Source organism: Thermospira aquatica (assembly GCF_023525255.1).
Classification (GTDB): Bacteria; Spirochaetota; Brevinematia; order Brevinematales; family Thermospiraceae; genus Thermospira; species Thermospira aquatica.
Genome location: NZ_CP073355.1, coordinates 1,840,234 through 1,858,173, shown reverse-complemented (window position 1 = coordinate 1,858,173; position 17,940 = coordinate 1,840,234). Strand labels below are relative to the sequence as shown.

Annotated in this window: 22 protein-coding genes; 4 read left to right on the top strand and 18 right to left on the bottom strand. The window is 44.5% G+C overall.

Going from position 1 to position 17,940, the window contains the following annotated elements:
• Positions 1 to 32: 32 nt before the first annotated feature.
• Entirely contained in the window at positions 33 to 476 is a 444-nt protein-coding gene (locus KDW03_RS08975) for a hypothetical protein (protein ID WP_271434746.1), read from the bottom strand.
• Positions 477 to 486: 10 nt separating this feature from the next.
• Positions 487 to 2,157 (bottom strand): alpha-amylase family glycosyl hydrolase, encoded by a 1,671-nt coding sequence (locus tag KDW03_RS08970; protein WP_271434745.1) that lies wholly within the window; start codon positions 2,155 to 2,157, stop codon positions 487 to 489.
• Between the two features lie 294 nt (positions 2,158 to 2,451).
• On the opposite strand from KDW03_RS08970, the gene KDW03_RS08965 reads away from it, so the two are divergent.
• The 4 genes from KDW03_RS08965 to smpB all read left to right on the top strand — a co-directional run bounded on the left by KDW03_RS08965 (position 2,452) and on the right by smpB (position 4,389).
• Positions 2,452 to 3,042, top strand: coding sequence for a hypothetical protein (locus tag KDW03_RS08965; protein ID WP_271434744.1), 591 nt, complete (start codon positions 2,452 to 2,454; stop codon positions 3,040 to 3,042).
• Positions 3,043 to 3,113: 71 nt separating this feature from the next.
• On the top strand, positions 3,114 to 3,449 hold the full coding sequence (locus tag KDW03_RS08960) for an STAS domain-containing protein (protein WP_271434743.1): 336 nt from the start codon (positions 3,114 to 3,116) through the stop codon (positions 3,447 to 3,449).
• A gap of 174 nt (positions 3,450 to 3,623) precedes the next feature.
• Positions 3,624 to 3,908 (top strand): DUF3467 domain-containing protein, encoded by a 285-nt coding sequence (locus tag KDW03_RS08955; RefSeq protein ID WP_408648305.1) that lies wholly within the window; start codon positions 3,624 to 3,626, stop codon positions 3,906 to 3,908.
• 10 nt (positions 3,909 to 3,918) lie between these two features.
• Positions 3,919 to 4,389 (top strand): SsrA-binding protein SmpB, encoded by a 471-nt coding sequence (smpB, locus tag KDW03_RS08950; RefSeq protein WP_271434741.1) that lies wholly within the window; start codon positions 3,919 to 3,921, stop codon positions 4,387 to 4,389.
• Here the strand turns inward: smpB and KDW03_RS08945 are convergent.
• The 16 genes from KDW03_RS08945 to queC form a co-directional block, all read right to left on the bottom strand.
• The gene (locus tag KDW03_RS08945; RefSeq protein WP_271434740.1) at positions 4,386 to 4,925 is read right to left on the bottom strand and encodes a thermonuclease family protein; all 540 of its coding nucleotides are present in this window, start codon (positions 4,923 to 4,925) and stop codon (positions 4,386 to 4,388) included. The two genes, smpB and KDW03_RS08945, sit on opposite strands and share 4 nt — an antisense overlap.
• The gene (locus KDW03_RS08940) at positions 4,883 to 5,686 is read right to left on the bottom strand and encodes an ABC transporter ATP-binding protein (RefSeq protein ID WP_271434739.1); all 804 of its coding nucleotides are present in this window, start codon (positions 5,684 to 5,686) and stop codon (positions 4,883 to 4,885) included. The genes KDW03_RS08945 and KDW03_RS08940 overlap by 43 nt, the downstream gene beginning before the upstream one ends.
• Before the next feature lies 1 nt (position 5,687).
• Positions 5,688 to 7,424, bottom strand: a complete 1,737-nt coding sequence (locus KDW03_RS08935; protein WP_271434738.1) for an HD-GYP domain-containing protein — start codon at positions 7,422 to 7,424, stop codon at positions 5,688 to 5,690.
• 39 nt (positions 7,425 to 7,463) lie between these two features.
• Positions 7,464 to 9,530: a glycine--tRNA ligase subunit beta gene (gene glyS, locus KDW03_RS08930; RefSeq protein ID WP_271434737.1), complete on the bottom strand. Its 2,067-nt coding sequence runs from the start codon at positions 9,528 to 9,530 to the stop codon at positions 7,464 to 7,466.
• A 24-nt stretch (positions 9,531 to 9,554) separates the two neighbouring features.
• Positions 9,555 to 10,250: an orotidine-5'-phosphate decarboxylase gene (pyrF, locus tag KDW03_RS08925; protein ID WP_271434736.1), complete on the bottom strand. Its 696-nt coding sequence runs from the start codon at positions 10,248 to 10,250 to the stop codon at positions 9,555 to 9,557.
• On the bottom strand, positions 10,247 to 10,840 hold the full coding sequence (pyrE, locus tag KDW03_RS08920; RefSeq protein ID WP_271434735.1) for an orotate phosphoribosyltransferase: 594 nt from the start codon (positions 10,838 to 10,840) through the stop codon (positions 10,247 to 10,249). The genes pyrF and pyrE overlap by 4 nt, the downstream gene beginning before the upstream one ends.
• Entirely contained in the window at positions 10,841 to 11,560 is a 720-nt protein-coding gene (locus KDW03_RS08915; RefSeq protein ID WP_271434734.1) for a nucleotidyltransferase family protein, read from the bottom strand.
• 84 nt (positions 11,561 to 11,644) lie between these two features.
• Positions 11,645 to 12,322 carry a DMT family transporter gene (locus KDW03_RS08910; protein ID WP_271434733.1) on the bottom strand — a complete coding sequence of 226 codons (678 nt, stop codon included), beginning with the start codon at positions 12,320 to 12,322 and terminating at the stop codon, positions 11,645 to 11,647.
• Complete coding sequence (locus KDW03_RS08905; protein ID WP_271434732.1) at positions 12,253 to 12,525, bottom strand: EamA family transporter; 273 nt, start codon at positions 12,523 to 12,525, stop codon at positions 12,253 to 12,255. The genes KDW03_RS08910 and KDW03_RS08905 overlap by 70 nt, the downstream gene beginning before the upstream one ends.
• Positions 12,522 to 13,079, bottom strand: coding sequence for an AmmeMemoRadiSam system protein A (amrA, locus tag KDW03_RS08900; RefSeq protein WP_271434731.1), 558 nt, complete (start codon positions 13,077 to 13,079; stop codon positions 12,522 to 12,524). The genes KDW03_RS08905 and amrA overlap by 4 nt, the downstream gene beginning before the upstream one ends.
• Before the next feature lie 9 nt (positions 13,080 to 13,088).
• Entirely contained in the window at positions 13,089 to 13,211 is a 123-nt protein-coding gene (locus KDW03_RS08895) for a hypothetical protein (protein WP_271434730.1), read from the bottom strand.
• Positions 13,186 to 14,046, bottom strand: a complete 861-nt coding sequence (gene mraY, locus KDW03_RS08890) for an MraY family glycosyltransferase (protein WP_271434729.1) — start codon at positions 14,044 to 14,046, stop codon at positions 13,186 to 13,188. Before mraY ends, KDW03_RS08895 begins: the two co-directional genes overlap by 26 nt.
• 72 nt (positions 14,047 to 14,118) lie before the next feature.
• The gene (locus KDW03_RS08885) at positions 14,119 to 16,026 is read right to left on the bottom strand and encodes a transporter substrate-binding domain-containing protein (protein ID WP_271434728.1); all 1,908 of its coding nucleotides are present in this window, start codon (positions 16,024 to 16,026) and stop codon (positions 14,119 to 14,121) included.
• A 17-nt stretch (positions 16,027 to 16,043) separates the two neighbouring features.
• Positions 16,044 to 16,679 (bottom strand): riboflavin synthase, encoded by a 636-nt coding sequence (locus tag KDW03_RS08880; protein WP_271434727.1) that lies wholly within the window; start codon positions 16,677 to 16,679, stop codon positions 16,044 to 16,046.
• Entirely contained in the window at positions 16,679 to 17,236 is a 558-nt protein-coding gene (locus tag KDW03_RS08875) for a DUF366 family protein (protein ID WP_271434726.1), read from the bottom strand. The genes KDW03_RS08880 and KDW03_RS08875 overlap by 1 nt, the downstream gene beginning before the upstream one ends.
• Entirely contained in the window at positions 17,233 to 17,922 is a 690-nt protein-coding gene (queC, locus tag KDW03_RS08870; protein ID WP_271434725.1) for a 7-cyano-7-deazaguanine synthase QueC, read from the bottom strand. The genes KDW03_RS08875 and queC overlap by 4 nt, the downstream gene beginning before the upstream one ends.
• Positions 17,923 to 17,940 lie beyond the last annotated feature (18 nt).

Genomic DNA, 17,940 nt, shown 5'->3' with positions numbered 1-17,940 from the left:
CCGCCCTGAAAACCATTCATCACACTCTCATGTCAGAAGAAAACCACCTTGGCGAGGGCAAGATGAAGCCATGCCACAATAAAAGTGATAAGGCCTCCCCACGGCTTGTAAGCCTCGATAAAACGGTGATACGACTGTTTTTGTTCATCAGTAATATTAAAAAGATCTACAACATTTTCATACCATACCAGACCATTCAAAAGAAGAATAGCAGAAGGAATCAAGGCTCCAAATAGCGTCGGACCATACTCAGGATGCCCAAAATCAGGGGCAAAAAGATTCCACACACCAAACACAAGACCTGCCAGTCCCATTATAAAACGGAAACTTCCCTTCTCGGCTATAGCATCACATTTATCGTAAAAATTTTTTAGCGAAGGATTTGTTTCAACATTGAGAATCGTCTTTTGCTGACCCAATGTCATAAAAAAACTATACCACAACAAAATAACAAAAACCAAAAATACTGCTATCATCGTCTTCCTCCTACTTTGTCTTTTCAAACACCATTATGGCAAACTCATTACCCTTCAAGGTCACATTCCACTCCCCCTTTACAACTGATTCCTGTAAATTCTTGGGAACAGGCTTGGTTTGATCCTGGGAGGAGATTCCATCAACGTATTTCCACTGACCGGTTTTCATCACCGGGAGATTCACAATCTCTTTGAGAGAGGCCTTGGATGAACTTCCGTTGATAATGACCACAACCACCTGGTTATCTGTCACCCGAGCATAGGTCAGAACAGAGTCGAGCCCCTTTTCCTTTGCCTGTTCAAAAGGCAAATCGACAAACGCTCCACTCTGGAGAGCGGGATACTTTTTTCGCATAGTGATAAGCTTCTGGTAGGTATACCAGAGGGATTGTTTATCCTGCTGATAGGCTTTGATATTTATCTTGTTTGTCAGATAGTACTCGGGCTGCATTATCACCACCCAGGACTTGCCACCAGAACTAAATCCTCCCGTCTTTTCTTCATCACTCCACCAGAGGGGATAACGTTTTTCTGAGTCTCCGCCACCCCTACTCTTCTTGCTTCCGTGAAGCTGCCCTATCTCATCCCCATAATACACGTAGGGCGCACCGCCGGGAAGCGTAAACTGGAGCACCGCCGCCAATTTTTGCTTGGCAACCTGTTTTACCTTTTCAGAGAGTCTCCCCGTATCATGGTTAGAGAGAAACATCGCAAAAAACTGGGAAGGAACTCCCTTCTTGGCTACCGTAGCATACTTTTCTAAAGCCGTCCGTAGCGTTGCTGTTCTTCCTGTTAAGAGGAAAGGATACACTGCTTTATCTCCAGTCCCTCCAAAATCAAAGTTAAACACGGCATCCAAACCCCCTTCTCCTTTGTAGTACTGTGCACAGATTTCCATGGGGGCAAAAACCTCGGCTACAACATAAGCCTCGGGATTCACACTCTTGATATAGCGAACAAGTTTGTCAATAAACTCAATGGTTTCAGGAGTATCTGTCTGTTCTCCCTCGCCTTTTTCGATGTAGTAACGAGCTGCATCCAGGCGGAATCCATCCACTCCCTTATCCAGCCAGAACTTTACTATCTTTTTCACTTCCTCCACAACCTGGGGATTTTTAAGATTTAAATCTGGCACATTAAGGTTAAATGCTGCATAGTAATACTGACCATTTCTCCAGGAGTTTGTCCCGCTGTAAAGATTCCACGCCGGCTGGGTCGTACTCCCTGTTGGATTAGGCCAGGAAAGTTTTGTCTTCGACCATACGTAGTAGTTCGTATAAGGCGACTTTTGATTGGTGACACCATCTACAAACCAGGGATGCTGGATAGCTGTATGGTTAATCACCAAATCGAGAATAACCTTTATCCCTCGTTTGTGGGCTTCAGCTACCATTCTGTCAAAATCTTCCATATTGCCGAGACGAGGATCAATCTGGTAATAATCAATCGTGTTATACCCATGATAGTCCTTGGCCAAAAAAATCGGATTAAGCCAGATAGCTGTCACACCGAGATTGGTAAGGTAGTCCAGCTTTTCTGTTATGCCCTTGAGATCGCCTTTCCCATCTCCATCGGCATCATAGAAACTCAGAGGAAAGATCTGATAAAACGTAGCCCCATTCACCCAGCTTGCCCCAAACATCAAAACAGGAAAAAGCAGCCCCACAAGAATACGCTTCATTTGTGCCTCCTTAAAAATTTATCTTTTCGGCTATACTATACCATAGATAAAAAAAAAAGTCAAATCTTTTCTCAGCAAAAGATTTTATAGAAAATTCATCTCAAACAAAAGATATCTTGTCCCTCAAAACATATTTTCCCCCTTGAGAAGATTCCTCTCATTCATTCGTAAACAGAATGAAGAACTCATCACTCTCATAACATTTATCCAAAAAATCTCTCTTTTTCTACTTGACTTTTTCCAATTTTGTGGTATAGTATATATAGGAAAAATTATATCCAAAAGGAGGAAACTATGAAAAGACTCTGGTTATTTCTTGCCCTCTCGTTGATCAGTAGCTCTCTTTTCGCAGCTCTTACCAAAGATTATGTGAGCTACGAAATCATGGAGAAAAAGGGCAACACCATTTACGTGCGCTTTCGTGTGAATGTCCCTTACTTGATCCAGTTTGCAAAGGATCAGATCCAGGTGACAAAGAATCAGATTGCGAAGGAAAAAAATCCTCGCAAAAAGGCTAAATTGGAAGAGATCTTGGCTCACTATGAACAGCACTATGATCTTCTTTCTAAGAACAAAGTAAAGGCTATCTGTGTATTTGGTGATTTCAATGGATGGGCAACCTTCGCCAGTGAAATCCCCAACAAGCTCGAACCTACTTCCAAAAATCCTGATACCTGGTACACCAAAATCCTTGTACCTTTCGTCATCAAGCCCGGTGAAAAGATGCAGCTTCGCTACAAGTTTGTTATCGATGTTGGTGTCCAGTACAAAGCAAAAGACGGAAAGCCCCAGGATTATCTCTACCTCGAAGATCCCATCAATCCCAACAAGGATCTCGATGGCTTCGACGGTTACAACTCTTACTTTGTTTACGAAGGTAACTAAAGTATTCCCCCCTTCTTTCTTTTTTTGAAAGAAGGGGGTTTATTTTTAATTTTTCAAAAAAAGAGGCGGTCATGTTAGAACAGTTTTTTGAAAAAGATGGAGTTGTTGTGGTTCGACTCAAAGGGCATCTCTCCGCTGAAAATCTTTCACCAGCTGTGAAATTCGTAGAAAAAAAATTGTCAGAAGGGCGGTTTCTTTTTATTTTTGATCTCTCTGAAGTAAGCTGGATGGGCTCTATGGCTCTGGGACTGCTTGCTTCCGTTATTCGAGAGGCCCTTGTTCACAATACAAGAGTTCGCCTGGTAGGACCATCTCCACAAATAATTTCACTTCTCGAAGACACCTCTCTTCTGCCTCTCTGTCATGTCTATGCCACTCTGGATGAGGCATTTCTCTCTTTTCGGTAAAGCGCTTTCAAGGCCTTGTTTAATATCTTCTCTACAAGCTTCATAAAAATACAAGCATTTGAATTTTATCGTGAAAAAAAGATAGTGTGTTGCTCTTCCAAGAAATTTGTTTTTTATCTTTTGGTATGTTATAATGTAACTTTCTAAAACAAGAAGATCATGAAGGAGAGAAACATGAGTACAGAAAAAAACGTCAAGAACCTCAAAATTCATCTCCCAGAAGGAGAGGATATCGTTCACTATTCTAATATCGCTATTATTTCTCATTCTCCTGAGGAGGTCGTCTTAGACTTTGCTCAGACACTTCCGGGAAAAGAAGAAGCTCACATTGTATCCCGCATTATCATGACACCACGAAACGCCAAAATGCTTCTCAAGGCTCTGGAAAACAACATTCAAACCTATGAGGAAAATTTTGGCCCTCTCATGCTTCCTCAGGAAAAGGACAATATCCACTAAAGGAGCTTCCATGAGCCAGAAACCCAAGCCCATCACCGAAATAACCGTCAATCGCAAAGCATTTCATGACTACGAGATCCTTTCGACCTATGAGGCAGGCCTGGAACTTACAGGAACAGAGATTAAGTCTGTGCGTGAACATGCTGTCAATCTCAAGGATAGTTTTGTACTCATCCGCGATGGTGAGGCATGGGTGCACAATATGCATATCAGTCCCTACGGACACGGTAACATCTTTAATCATGATCCTACCCGTAAACGTCGTCTTCTCCTTCACAAGCGAGAAATCCTCAAGCTCAGCCAGGCTATCCAGCAAAAAGGCCTCACGATAGTCCCCACCAAGCTTTATATCAAAGGAAAATACGCCAAGCTTGAAATCGCTGTCGCCCGCGGGAAAAAACTCCACGACAAAAAAGCAGCCCTGAAGGAACGTGACATTAAACGCGAAATGGATAAGGAGATAAAAGATTTCCGACCTTAAGGTAAATCAATACTTTTCCACATTCCTTGCTTTTGCCTTTGAGCCTTTTTTTCTGCTTCCCTTAGTTTTTTTCGTTCCTCTGGCGGTAATTCCGAAAAAAGAAGATAAACCACTGCCCAACCGCTCTGAACCATCTCCTCGTTTATCCAGCGATGAGAAAGATACAGACTTCCCAAAATCCTTCCATACTGATCCTTCCCGTACGACACAAGGAGTACCTCAGATCCTGGAGGCAAAAGCTGCTTGAGAAAAATATAGCCGTTACTTCCCCATTGAAGCCCCTGCTCATACGTGACTCCTATTCCCCTCTTTTTCCAACTTAAAACCTGCCGTATCAGCCTCTGATTCGCGTGAATTTCCCAGGCATCTATACCGATAAGTCGCACCACCCATTGTTTGCCATCTCTTTCCACCACACAGGTGTCACCATCCTGAACCTCAACGGCCACCACTGGTTGAGCGTTTTTTATCCCCGAAGAACAAGCCACAAATATTAATAAGAAATAAATGAGACTCCACCCGGTTTTACCAAACATACGTACCTTCCATAGGGGCGGATCACCTCTACTCCAACCCCCAGCACCTCAGAGAGAACTTCAGAGGTAATCCCTTTTTCAACGTCTCCTTGATAAAAGGTTTTTCCTCCTTTGAGCATATGGATATACTGAAAAAAAGGCAAAATATCCTCGGTATGATGCGTGACCATAAGCATACCTACCTCTGGATGACGATTAGCTATCGTTTCAAGACTCAGAAGAAAAAACTCTCTCGAAAGGATATCCAGATGACTGCACGGCTCATCAAGGATCAGAACCTCAGGACGAGCCATCATAGCACGGGCAATAAGAACCCGCATCTTTTCCCCATCCGAGAGAGAACCAAAAAGCCTTTCAGCTCTGTCTTCCATCTGAACCAGCTCAAGCCAATACGAGGCCTCCTTTTTTTCCTCAGGCTCTGGCACTGCATACATCCCAACCCATCCATGCTTTCCGCTTATCACCGCATCCAGAACCTTTTCCCCGGGATGCATTGACTCTTTCAACCACGTATTGACAAGGCCTATTCGAGAACGAAGCTCTCTAAGGTCTGATTTTCCATCCTCCTGTCCAAAACGCCAGATTTTGCCTCTCGTTGCCATCTGGTAACCCGACATCACCTGAAGAAGACTGCTTTTCCCTGACCCATTTCTCCCGAAAAGCACCCATTTCTCACCTTGAGAGATAACCCATGAAATTCCGGAAAGAATCTCTGTTTCTTCTAACTTTAAATACACATTCTCCAAACGAAACAACTCCATGCTAAGCCCCTTCAAAGAAATCCATATATTCCTTTTGAATTTGTTTTACCTTTTCTTCCTGAGAAAAAAGATATTCCACAAGACGAGCATCAAGTTGAGTGCCGCTATTTGCTTTCATATACGCTACCACTTCATCCCACGGCCACGCCTTCTTGTAACAGCGATCCGAGGACAAAGAATCAAACACATCCGCAACCGCCGTAATCCTGGCATACAGATGGATATCCTCTCCTTTCTTGCCATGAGGATATCCTTTCCCATCCATGCGCTCATGGTGTTCAAGGGCAATAATCGCCGCTGCCTTGAAAATAGGTCGCGAAGACTTCTTGAGCATTTCATAGCCATATAACGTATGCTTTTTGATAAGCTCAAATTCTTTTGAGGTAAGTTTTCCTGATTTGTGAAGAACAGCATCCGGTATAGCAAGCTTCCCAATATCATGCATGGGGGCTGTAAGACGAATCAATGATATCTCTTCCTCAGAAAGTCCACACATCCTCGCAATAAGAGCCGCATATTCACTCACCCTGCGCACATGGTTCCCCGTTTCTCTTGAACGTGCCTCGGCTATCTCACTGAGACGCAGCACAATCTCCCTCTGGGTATCCACTATTTCAATATTAAGACCCTGAATCTCCTTGAGCATGGTTCTATTTTCCTGTATCACAGCTATCATCTGCCTTGTTGCTACAACAAGAAAATTCACAAAAACCGCCACCCATCCATAGGCAATGTAAATATGCTCACTCACAAGAAACCCTTGTTCCCTCAAAACATCCAGTACCGCAGTTATCCCAAGCACACAAAAACCAGGAAGAACCTCTAAAGCCCAGCGGTTTTTCCTTCCATGATAGACCATAAAACCAAGTAAAAAAGGCAAAAACACAAGCAAAAAAAACTCAAAAGGATAAAGAATTTTCACTAAAACCTGAAAATCAAAAAGAGACCACATCACACTCGTCACCCAGAAGCCAAAGAGGGTATAAGAAAACCACCTATGCCACGGCCGATCAAGCCTTAAAAGGGCTATCACCATCCTCCAGACAAAAAAGGGAATCAGAAAAAGGCTCCACAATTCAAGATAGCCATAGAGAAAAGGATAATTCCCAAGGATCCACCATTTAGCCAGTGATCGCATTGAAAGGTAAACCGCTATAGTAACTGCAAATCCGAATAGCCAGCTGACAAAAAATCTATTTAACCAGAAAAAAACTGCCAGTTCCGCTAACGCAGAGAAAAATATAAGAGCCACTATAAACCAGAGAAACACATCCCTTTGCACCAGAACACGAATAATTGCTTCCTTCTGACCAAGAAGTAGCGGTATTCGCGGTATTCCAAGAAAATAGGTCCGAGATCGAACACGTAACAAAATCTCTTTCTCTCCACTCACTTCTTTAAAATCCACAAGAACAGGCGAAAAAGAAGAAGAAAAAAGTTCTGGATCACCAGAAGAGAAGCACTTCTCTCTATCTACATAGAGAGTGATCTCATGATCAACCGAAGGGATATAGAAAAAATCTCCTGGCTTGATAAAAGCACGAGTACGAAACCAGACCTCGTGATACTTGACCCCCGCCCAATGAAGACGAGACGCCCCTGACCATACTTTGGGAAAAGCTTCATCTCCTACCTCGCCAAGGAACACCTCCTCGAGATGAAATACCGTTACCTCTGACCAACCAACCTCGAGGCCTGCCATCACCGCCAGACAAAGAATAAGTTTTTTTGAGAACAATGTCTGTTCTCCTTCACTCTCTTTTCCCGTCAAGGGCCCTCATTCTATGACGATCTTCTCCATATCCACAAGCTTCATAAACATCGCGTCCACATGTTGCAAAAGAGCCACACGAGCATTTTTCTTATTCTCATCCTGGTCCATGACGAGAACCTGATCAAAAAACGCATCCACCACCGGCCGAAAACTGGTCAGGATACCGATAGCCAGCCCATAATCTCGAGCACTCAACGCTTTCTCATAATCTGGCAAACTCTTCTGGTACATCTCGTATAAAGCCTTTTCCGCAGGTTCTTGGAGTTTATCGGAAGCTAAGGGTAAAATCTCAAATCCCTTGAGGATATTTTTCACCCGACGAAAGGCAATAGCAAGATTCTGAAAGTTTTCACCCTGCCGTGCAGTATGAATGGCGCTCACTCGACAAAAAACATCATAGATATCCTCGACTGCCATAGCAATACCAGCCTCAATCTCATCATGAGCAAAGCCGTATTCTCTAAATACGGTTTTCACACGGGTAGTGATGAAATCAAAGACACGATTTTCATATTCTTGGACCTCAAGCGTCAAATAGGGCTGATAGAGTGCAAATACCTCTCTATATACCTCACGCAAGGGAAGATGAAGCTTCTTTTCGATAAGAATGCGAATGATCCCCAAGGTTTGACGACGAAGGGCAAGGGGATCTCGAGAACCAGTGACTTCGTATCCCTGAGCATAAAGGGCAAAAAGATTATCGAAACGATCGGCCAGAGAAACCAGTATCCCCTCCGGAAGTGAAGGAAGACTGTCCCCGCTAAACTTTGGCCAATAGTGCTCCTTAATGGAAATAGCAACATTGATGGGAAGACCATCATGAAGGGCGTAGTAATACCCTACAATCCCCTGAAGTTCGGGAAATTCATACACCATGTGAGTAACAAGGTCTGTTTTACAGAGTCTCGCCGTCATCTGAGCAAGAGGGAGATCTTTCTCCATCCCAAGATAACGCGCCAGAATACCCACAATCTTCTCAAGGCGTTCTGTCTTATCTTTAAGACTTCCAAGATTACGTGCAAAAGCAACCCGTGCCAGCTCCTCCAAACGACTCTCAAGGGAACGTTTTCTATCCTCATCAAAGAAAAACTTCCCATCGTTGAAACGGGCACGTATCACCCGTTCATTGCCCGCTACAATGGTTTCATTAGGATGGGTATTGGTTACAATAAGAAAACGATTCACGAGCGTTTTATCACTTTTCTGAAGGGGAATAAACTTCTGATGCTCTATCATCTCAGAGATTAACACCTCTTTTGGAAGCTTTAAAAACTCTTCTTCAAAGCTTCCTACCGCCATCTCAGGGTATTCTGTGAGACTGACCAGGGTATCAAGAAGTGTTTCATCACAAACTGCCTGAACACCCAGTGTTTGAGAGGCTGCCTCTATCTCTTTTGAGATAATCTCCCTGCGATTCTGGTGGTGGACAATCACAAAATGCTTTTGAAGTTCTTCCTCATACGTTTGAGCTGAAGAAATTTCAAAAGCCTCAAGTCCAAAAAGTGTCCGATGACCATAGCTCTTGTTGCCCGCCTCCAGATGACCCCATTTCACCGGTATCACCTCTTTGTCCAGAAGGGCACAGAGCCATCTTACAGGGCGTACAAATGTCATCTCATAGGTTGCCCAACGCATAGCTTTTGGGAACTTAAGACTGGATACGAGGTTAGGAAGAATACGCTTGAGGACCTGAACAACAGGTTCTCCCCCTTCTTTTTTTTCATAAAAGATATACAGCCCACCGTTGATCTCTTTTTGGGTAACTTCCTTTTCTGTAATCCCATTCGCACGAAGAAAACCCTCGAGGGCTTTTGTCGGTTTCCCATCTGCATCGTAGGCTGCCTTGAGTGCCGGACCCTTTTTCTCCACCACACGAGTCAGTGTCACCGGCTGGACACCCTCAGCAATAAGAACAAGCCTTCTGGGTGTTCCTGTCGCCTCTATCTTTTCTGCAATAATCCCTGACTCTTGAAAAAGTTTGTTACCTTCTGTTTGAAGCTGGGTAAAACAATCAAAAAGAATCTCGTGTGGAACCTCTTCCAAACCAATCTCAAAAACAAGCCGAGCCATACATACTCCTTTTTGTTTTCTCTATCAGGCTTCTATTTCTTGTAAAATCTTTTCCACCGTAGCCACGGGATCTAAAGAACCATACACCGAACGTCCCATAACAATATAGTTCGCCCCATTGATGTGAGCCTCATGGGGGGTCATCACACGTTTCTGATCTCCAACCGCATCCCCTGCCAGCCTCACACCCGGTGTTACCAAAACCGTATCCTGAGGCACCCATCCACGAAGCAAGAGAAGTTCATGCGGAGAACAAACAAATCCCTTCATCCCACTTTCAAGGCCCATCCTGACCAGATGGCTCACCGTATCCTCAACACCCTGTTGAAGACAAAGTTCCTCCTTAAGAATCCTCTCGTCCATACTGGTAAGCACTGTCACCCCGAGAGCAAGGGGAGAAGGAGAGACTTTTGATGCCCCGGCCAGGGCAGCCTTTGCCATATCCTGCCCGCCAAGCATATGGATGGTAAACATATCCACTCCCATACCAGCCACAACCTCACAGACACCTTTTACCGTATTCGGGATATCAAAAAACTTTAAATCAAGAAACACACGACAGCCTTTATCCTTGAGGGCCTTGACAAGATCCTGACCCTCTCGAGTAAAAAGAATACTTCCTACTTTGAACCATTGCACTCGAGGAAAAAGTTTTTGAACAATACCGAAAGCCTCCTCTCGTGAAAAGACATCGAGAGCAACAATCAGTTCCGTTTTCATTTCATCCCCCGACTCCCTGGTTTGACAGCCGGCAGTTTACCCTCCTTACAGAGCAAACAATCAGCTGGATCGTACGCTTCCGCCTGCACCGAATGGAGCCATTCAAACCGATAGGGCAGTTTCTCTGGATCTGGCATATGACGATCCACAAGACTTGCCACACCAACAACCTCTCCCCCATGCTGTTTGACAAGCTGTGCCACTTCATCAATCGATTTTCCCGTTGTCACCACATCCTCTGCGATGAGAACCTTTTCCCCCTGGCGTATCTCAAAACCACGACGAAGTTGGAAAACTCCCTCTACCCGCTCACAAAAGATCCCACGCACCCCCAAAACACGGGCCAACTCATACGCTATGGTAATCCCTCCAAAAGCACCACCAATCACCACATCAATAGGCGGATCCTCATAAAGTTTTGCAAGTTTTTTAGCCGCCAGTTCAGCGTAAGCCGGATACTGAAAAAACTTTGCACACTGCACATAGCGATTGCTGTGCAGCCCAGAAGAAAGAATAAAATGCCCCTTCAAAAGGGCTTCTGATTTCATGAGAAGGGATTCGATCTCATGATCCTCACGAAGAGTAAGCATCTAACGATCCTCCTTGTGCGCGATAAGCTCTTTGAGTTTTTCCTTCACCTGATGGAAATTCTCGGGGACCTCGATATCTAAAAAGGCTCCATCACAAACATATCCGTACAGTTTCCCCAGCTTGGTCAAAAGGGGAAAGATATCCTTCTCCAGAGAAATATTCTCGTTCGGCTGGATAAATTGAAGCGCCTCTTTACTAAACACATAAATCCCTGTATTCACGAGCTTAAAGAGATCCTTGTGACCCCGTCCAATAAAGCGTACAATCTGATTGTTTTCTCCCAATTCTACCACACCGTAGCGTTCGGGATGCTCGCTTTCCTTCAAGGCAAGAGTGATCCATGCCTCATGGGTGAGATGAAACTCTATCAATTCATAGATTGGAACATCATGAAAGGTATCCCCATTCACCACAACAAATTGATTGTTTTTGATAAGTGGTTCAGCCAACTTCACACTGCCTGCCGTTCCTCTCAAAAAATCCTCATCCGTATACGAAATCGAAAGCCCCCAACGTTTTCCATTCCCAAAATAGCTCTCTATCACAGAACGCATATATCCACAGGAAAGAATAATCTCATCAATCCCATTTTTACGCAGATAGAGCAGCACATACTCAAGAAAAGGATACCCATTGACTATCGCCATCGGCTTCGGCGCCTGCCCCAGCTCACTTTTGATCTGGCGCCCCATCCCCCCCGCGAGAACCACCGCTTGCATCATGTACTCCTTAAACAAAACTTAGAAAAAACTTTACAAGTGAATATTTTAGGCTAAAGCGTGGAAAAATGCAAATTTTCTTTTTTATGCGAAAAAAAGGTACAGGAAAATCACGGCACCACATGTTAAGAGAATCTCCAGGATATGCACATGTTTTCCCTTCACAACATCACGCCCTATCAGGATCACAGGCGAAAGAGAAGAAAGAGTTGTCGCTACTCCCCCAGGAGCGTATCGCATGCCAAGCAAAAAAAGCGACACACCCAGAAACGGTCCAAAAATGCTCCCCCCAACTGTAGCAAGAATCGCATCCTTTTGTCGTGCACTTGCAAGCCAAACCCTTGTTCGACCAGACAAAAACACCACCAGAGCAAATGCCACAAGACCACCCACAATACGAATCCATGTCGCCTCAAAAACAAACGTATTTGCCCCAAGGGCAGGCTTTGCCAGAAGCGCTCCCCCAGCCTGTCCCAACATCCCCCCAACAGCCGCCAAAAATCCCCTTAGCCTTTTTTCCCCGATAGCTTCTCGCTGATGATGAAAGAATACCACACCCCCCACACAGAGAAGTGTGCCTACCATCGCCAACCACTGTAAGCCAGAAAGTCTCTCTCCAAAAACCACACTTGCCCCAAGAGCACTCACAAACGGATACAACAGCATAATGAGAAGGCTCATCCGGCTTCCAATCACCACAAACGACCAAAAAAGAAGAATATCCCCCACAAAAAACCCACCAATCCGGAGAGAAGAAGCCATACCGCATCGATAGGAGTAACATGACGTAAGAATTCAGGATAAAAAATAAGGTTAACCGCAAGTACGAGAAAAAAAGCCCAGAGAAGACGCCAGAGATTCACATAAAGACTTCCAATTTTTCTTGAGCTAAACTCAAAGAAAAGCGCACTCCCTGCCCAACCCACGGAAGCCAAAAGCGAAGCAGCCTCACCAAGATACCTCATACATCCCTTTCACTAAAAACAAGCGCCTCAAAGGAGAAAACCGTTGCCCCATTTTCCCAGCAGTAAGGCTCCATACCAGCTTTACGACAGGTCTGGTTGAGAAATTCTTCCCTCCCCCATCCGTATTCCGTCGCAACCTGCGGCAACAAAAGTCCTCGATGATACCCCCGCTCCATCACGAGACCATGGCGTCCTACCTCAATCTGATGAATATCTCTTACCTCTTGAAGAGGGGTTAAAGTAGAGATCTCTATTTCAATAAAAGGAAACTCCTCCTTTCGGAGAGGATGAAAACGAGGATCATGAAAAGCCGCCTCACAGGCCATCTCTCTCACCGCTTCGCGAATTGGCTTTATTCCCTCAACATATCCTATACAACCACGCAAATTTCCATCAATCGTCAGCGTAACAAACAATCCACACTTCTCACCAAATACCCTGTCAGATAAATCCGGATACGCTTCAGAGGATTTTCCAAAGAGCTTCTCTTCAATCGCAAGCCTTGCTGTTTTGAGAAGAGCCTTTTTATTTTCACTGGTTAACGAAAAATTCATTCTCTCCTCCTAACGAATCTTAAGAAATGCAAGCGAAAAAAGCGCACACAGAGCCGCCAGAATCCAGAAACGAATCACCACCTGTGTTTCTTTCCATCCCTTCTTTTCAAAATGGTGATGAATAGGTGCCATCAGAAAAATCCTTTTTCCCGTTCCCGAAGTATGCTTCGTCCATTTGAAATACGAACGCTGCAACAGAACCGACACCGTCTCCAGCAAACCGACTGGACCAGGAAGCAATCACGACTGCCAGTTCTCCAGCCCCTGGAAGATAAGGGAACTTCAAATACTGGGCTGCAATAGCATTTCCAATCACATAGGCAAAAATCCCAAAAGGAATATAGAGAATAATGCCCATCCCTGAGGCAAGTCCATCGAGCCCATCCGAAAGGTTGGTTGCATTCGAAAACGCGACCATGGTAAAAACATAAAACGCTATCCCCAGCCACATCGGCCAGACAAACAGAGGCTTATCATAGATAGGAACATAAAACAAAAGTACCTGTGAAGGATCAGGATTCAGCACCACAAGAACCGAAAGAAGAAGTCCCACTCCAACCTGAAGAGAAAATTTCACCCCTTCAGCAATCCCTTTTGAGTTTTTAAACCTCACCTTGAGATAATCGTCAAAAAAGCCAATAAGACCAAACAAAACCAAAGCCAGCGTCGTTACCCAAACATAGTAGACAGGCATACCCCAAAGCAAAATCGAAAGAAGGGCTGCCACCATGACAAAAATACCACCCATAGTAGGTGTACCTGCCTTCACATGATGGGTCTCCGGACCATCCTCACGGATACTCTGTTTCACCCCAACCTGACTAAAACGACGAATAAAATACGGAGCTATAACCATTCCCAATAAAAACGCCGTAAAAAAGGCCATCAGCGAGCGAAAGGTAATATACTTCAAAAGATTAAACCCGAAAAACCAATCCCTTAGAGGATACAAAAGCGAAAACAACATAGAACCTACCTTACTAAAAAAGATAGTATAATGATAAAGACTCTCTTGAAAAAAGTCAATTGAGAAACTCGATTATAAAATTGCGATTTTCTCTTGATCTAATGCAATACCAAAAAGAAACACAGGAGAAAATTGATAGTGCACTTTGCCTCCCAGTTGGTATACAAAATCCCTCGAAACCACAAGCTCTTCCTCAGTCATCTCGAGGAACCCTTCATAGCGAATCTCTATCACAATTTTTTCACCGTTTCTCACCTGTAAAAAAATCTTTCCCTTTCCACGACAACAACGCCACACAACAAAGAAGACCTCCTCTATAGCAAACATACACGCTAAAAGAGACTGCTCATTCATCTCAACAGGATCTACATCCGCCTCTACGTCTAACCCCATATCAAGTCTCACATGTTGCACAAATTCCAAAAGAGGAACCTTGAGATTATACAACCTTAGCTTCAAATCCTGCATCGTATAGTTTTTAATAATGGTAAGGAGATCAACCCCACACGTAAGTTTAAGCAATAAATCCTCCGTCGTATATCTGGTTTTAAGAGAATCATGAAGCCGCATAAAGGAACGCATAAGCTGCAAGGTATTACGCACCCGATGTTCCAATTCCATAAAGAGGAGATCCTTTTCTTTCATAGCAAGTAGCATCTGATTTTGTTTATGCTGGAAAAGCTTTTCTGAGGCCTCCTGAGTTGAATAATCCACAAAAGTAAAAAGAAAAGTACTCCCCAACCGGTGGATATCTACCCGACAGGGGTGTTCTTTTTCCTCCTTATCCAAAAGCAAAAAATGATCAAGAAGGATATAAGGATTAGGCTTTCCACCCGTTACAATCGTTTCCCACTTCTCCCACAAGAGTTTTCTATCACTCTCCTGAGCTGCTGCCATTCTATAAAACTGGTAGAAGGAAGAAATCTCTTCTTTTTTCCAGCCAAAAAGAATAACAAACTCTTGATTGACATACGACACCACTCCATTTTGATTTACCATCATCGCGGCAAGAGGCAAACGATCAAGGACCACCGGAAGCATCTCTGCCATTTCAGAAAGTTCTCGAAAAAGCTCCCCCTCGCGCCGCTCATGTTCCATCTCCCGAGATCGAAAAACCCGTAACCACCAGAGAAGCACCCCAAAAAGACCAATCAATCCCAATCCCAAAAGCCCAACAAGCCACCACCATCGATTTGTTCCGATATACTCATGCCCGACTATAACCCAACGCTTAATAATACGGTTTTTCTCTGCTTCAGACAAAGATCGCTCAAACTTTTCAAGAATACTCACGAGTATCGGCCAATCAGAGCGTACCCCAAAACCACTGACGTTATCAGGTTTAAAAGCAAGAACAATTTTCAGAGTATAAAACCCTCCCTCTGTTATATAATAGCTCGCTGTTCCAAGATCTGAGAGAAAATAATCAATCTCTTCACTAACAAGAGCCTCTAACCCCTCTAAAAGCGTAGGATACAATCGAGGAGTAAACCATGGATACTTTTCTCTAAGAATATCCACCATGCCATAGCTTCGAACCATTCCTACTCTCCCCTGAAGCACTTCCTCAAAAGAACGAGGAACTGTCATGGTTCTCCTTGTCACCACCACATTGGGAAGCCTAAGATAAGGTGTGGGAAAGGTCGCATAAACCCTTCGAGAAGGGGTATCAATGGCACAGTTGATCATATCAATCTCACGGTTACTTAGAGCCTGGAGCACCTCCGACCAATTACTATAGTGATAGATTTCCACCCTGACACCCGACCACCGAGAAAACGCTCTCACATAATCTGCCCCTATTCCCTGGTACTCACCCCACTCGTCAAAAAACTCAAAAGGAGGAAAATCCGGATCTGGCGCGAGGCGAATCACAGGATGGGTTTTGATCCACACCCGTTCCTCATCGGTAAGTGAGACCCTTTGACAAGAAAAAAGCCACACCCCTAGCAGTAAGAACCACCAAATCCTTTTTTTCATAGCCCCTCCTCAGGGATCTACGAGGACAACCACTCCTTTAAGGCAATCTCCCGTTTCTTTTGACGGATCGCAAACTCTATCCCATACTTAGCTAAAAGATGTACCTCGATATTCACCTCGTCTCCCTCCCGTTTAGAAGCAAGCGTCGTATGGGAGAGGGTTTGGGGAATCACCGCTACCGAGAAAACCTCACCCTCAATATCAAAAATCGTAAGGCTTATTCCATCAATGGCTATCGAATCCTTTTCCACCAGATATCTTGCAAGTTCGGGAGAAAGAGAAAATCGATAGAGAGCAGCTTCACCTTTCGAACGAAGAGAGACTATTCGGCCTATACCATCAACATGTCCCATCACAATATGCCCATCAAGAAAACTCGATGGTGTTACCGGAAGTTCAAGATTGAGCTTTCTTCCTACCGTGGCCTCACCCAACGTTGTTCTCTCCAATGTTTCAAAACTCGAATACACCTCAAAACAATTCCGATCCTTGCGTTCAACTGTATGGCAACTTCCATCCAGGGCAATACTTGTGATACCTTCCTCGAGAGCGTCTACCACCTCTGAAACTGTCTCCACAACAAAACGTTTCCCTCCTGAGGCAGGTTTGAGTTGAACAATCTTGCCCTGATACCGTATAATACCCGTAAACATTACTCTACCCACCTTACCTTCGTTCTTGCTTTGTCCATCCCTTCTACCTCAACACAAAAGGCTTCCATCACCGTCCGTCCGAACTCTGTGGGATCAATTCCCATCTCTTCAAGACAGGAGATAGGAATAGGTGCTCCCGTTGGTTTGATATTGAGCGCCGTATGCACCAATCCCGAGAGAGGGCTTACTGTCGCAATAGAAACCGAAAGTTTTCGACCATCATAGAAAATGTCATCCCCGTCTCGAGAGAGTTTCTCCCTGGAAATATACCTCGTCAGATGCTCAAAGAGGATCAGAATAAAAAATCTCTGCACCCAAACCATCTGTCCCAATCGTACTTCAAACATCTCGATAAGAAAATGCAACATCTCGTCTGACGAAATAGGAGCCACCTGACGGACATCTTCAAGATCTACCATCTCTGAAATACGTACATCCGCCGGACCACGAAAACCCACGATCACATCTCCCATCACGCCGTACCGCCGGTACGCAAAATGGGATACAAGCTGACGTCCATCATAGGTTATACGCTCATCTATCCACAAAGGAGTCATTGTGCAAACCCTCCCCAAAAGTGTTCGGTCTCAAACCAGCTGCGATCTGTTCCCATCGCCCGTTTCAAACGCTGGCAGGACTCACACTTACCACACATCTTCCTCCCCCCTTGGTAACAGCTCCACACAAGATCGAGGGGAGCCACAATATCTTTTCCGAAGGCATATATCTCTTTTTTGGACATTGTGAGGGTATAACAGGAGAGCTTTACCTTGCCACGAGTAGAATAATGCAGGGCTATGTTTAAGGCATCAAGATAATCAGAAGAGTTATCAGGAAAGGTTGTGGCCTCCTCACGGTTAAAACCAACCACCACTGAGGAAGCCCCGACATTCTCTGCTATGGCAGCAGCAATTTCGATAAAAACGCCATTTCGGTTAGGAACCCAAACGGCGGAGGCAGATTTTTCCGTCGTCAAACTGTCCTCCAGATCCTTCTGTGAAAGAAGGGGGATCCTTCCCCTTGTAAGTCCCGTCGAAAAATCTCGCATAAAATCGAGCCGAATAATCTGAAAGGGCACATCATACCGCCTCGCTATCTTTGTAATAGCCTCCTTTTCTCGTTTGTACGCTTTTTGTCCATAGTCAAAAAAGAGTACCAAACGGACCCCCTTCTCATCCAGAGCTTTTTTAAAATTCACCACGGAATCCAGTCCTCCTGAAAGAAGAACGACCGAAGAGCCCATGAAACAATGGCCTCCTTT

Coding starts and splice junctions, on each gene's coding strand:
- smpB (WP_271434741.1), top strand. CDS start 3,919: ATGAGCCAGAAACCCAAGCCCATCACCGAAATAACCGTCAATCGCAAA.
- pyrE (WP_271434735.1), bottom strand. CDS start 10,840: ATGCTTACTCTTCGTGAGGATCATGAGATCGAATCCCTTCTCATGAAA.
- KDW03_RS08910 (WP_271434733.1), bottom strand. CDS start 12,322: ATGGCTTCTTCTCTCCGGATTGGTGGGTTTTTTGTGGGGGATATTCTT.
- queC (WP_271434725.1), bottom strand. CDS start 17,922: ATGGGCTCTTCGGTCGTTCTTCTTTCAGGAGGACTGGATTCCGTGGTG.
- mraY (WP_271434729.1), bottom strand. CDS start 14,046: ATGTTGTTTTCGCTTTTGTATCCTCTAAGGGATTGGTTTTTCGGGTTT.
- glyS (WP_271434737.1), bottom strand. CDS start 9,530: ATGGCTCGGCTTGTTTTTGAGATTGGTTTGGAAGAGGTTCCACACGAG.
- amrA (WP_271434731.1), bottom strand. CDS start 13,079: ATGAATTTTTCGTTAACCAGTGAAAATAAAAAGGCTCTTCTCAAAACA.
- KDW03_RS08885 (WP_271434728.1), bottom strand. CDS start 16,026: ATGAAAAAAAGGATTTGGTGGTTCTTACTGCTAGGGGTGTGGCTTTTT.
- KDW03_RS08945 (WP_271434740.1), bottom strand. CDS start 4,925: ATGTTTGGTAAAACCGGGTGGAGTCTCATTTATTTCTTATTAATATTT.
- KDW03_RS08880 (WP_271434727.1), bottom strand. CDS start 16,679: ATGTTTACGGGTATTATACGGTATCAGGGCAAGATTGTTCAACTCAAA.
- KDW03_RS08970 (WP_271434745.1), bottom strand. CDS start 2,157: ATGAAGCGTATTCTTGTGGGGCTGCTTTTTCCTGTTTTGATGTTTGGG.
- KDW03_RS08940 (WP_271434739.1), bottom strand. CDS start 5,686: ATGGAGTTGTTTCGTTTGGAGAATGTGTATTTAAAGTTAGAAGAAACA.
- KDW03_RS08895 (WP_271434730.1), bottom strand. CDS start 13,211: ATGGCACCTATTCATCACCATTTTGAAAAGAAGGGATGGAAAGAAACA.
- KDW03_RS08960 (WP_271434743.1), top strand. CDS start 3,114: ATGTTAGAACAGTTTTTTGAAAAAGATGGAGTTGTTGTGGTTCGACTC.
- KDW03_RS08975 (WP_271434746.1), bottom strand. CDS start 476: ATGATAGCAGTATTTTTGGTTTTTGTTATTTTGTTGTGGTATAGTTTT.
- KDW03_RS08915 (WP_271434734.1), bottom strand. CDS start 11,560: ATGCAAGCGGTGGTTCTCGCGGGGGGGATGGGGCGCCAGATCAAAAGT.
- pyrF (WP_271434736.1), bottom strand. CDS start 10,250: ATGAAAACGGAACTGATTGTTGCTCTCGATGTCTTTTCACGAGAGGAG.
- KDW03_RS08905 (WP_271434732.1), bottom strand. CDS start 12,525: ATGAGGTATCTTGGTGAGGCTGCTTCGCTTTTGGCTTCCGTGGGTTGG.
- KDW03_RS08965 (WP_271434744.1), top strand. CDS start 2,452: ATGAAAAGACTCTGGTTATTTCTTGCCCTCTCGTTGATCAGTAGCTCT.
- KDW03_RS08875 (WP_271434726.1), bottom strand. CDS start 17,236: ATGACTCCTTTGTGGATAGATGAGCGTATAACCTATGATGGACGTCAG.
- KDW03_RS08955 (WP_408648305.1), top strand. CDS start 3,624: ATGAGTACAGAAAAAAACGTCAAGAACCTCAAAATTCATCTCCCAGAA.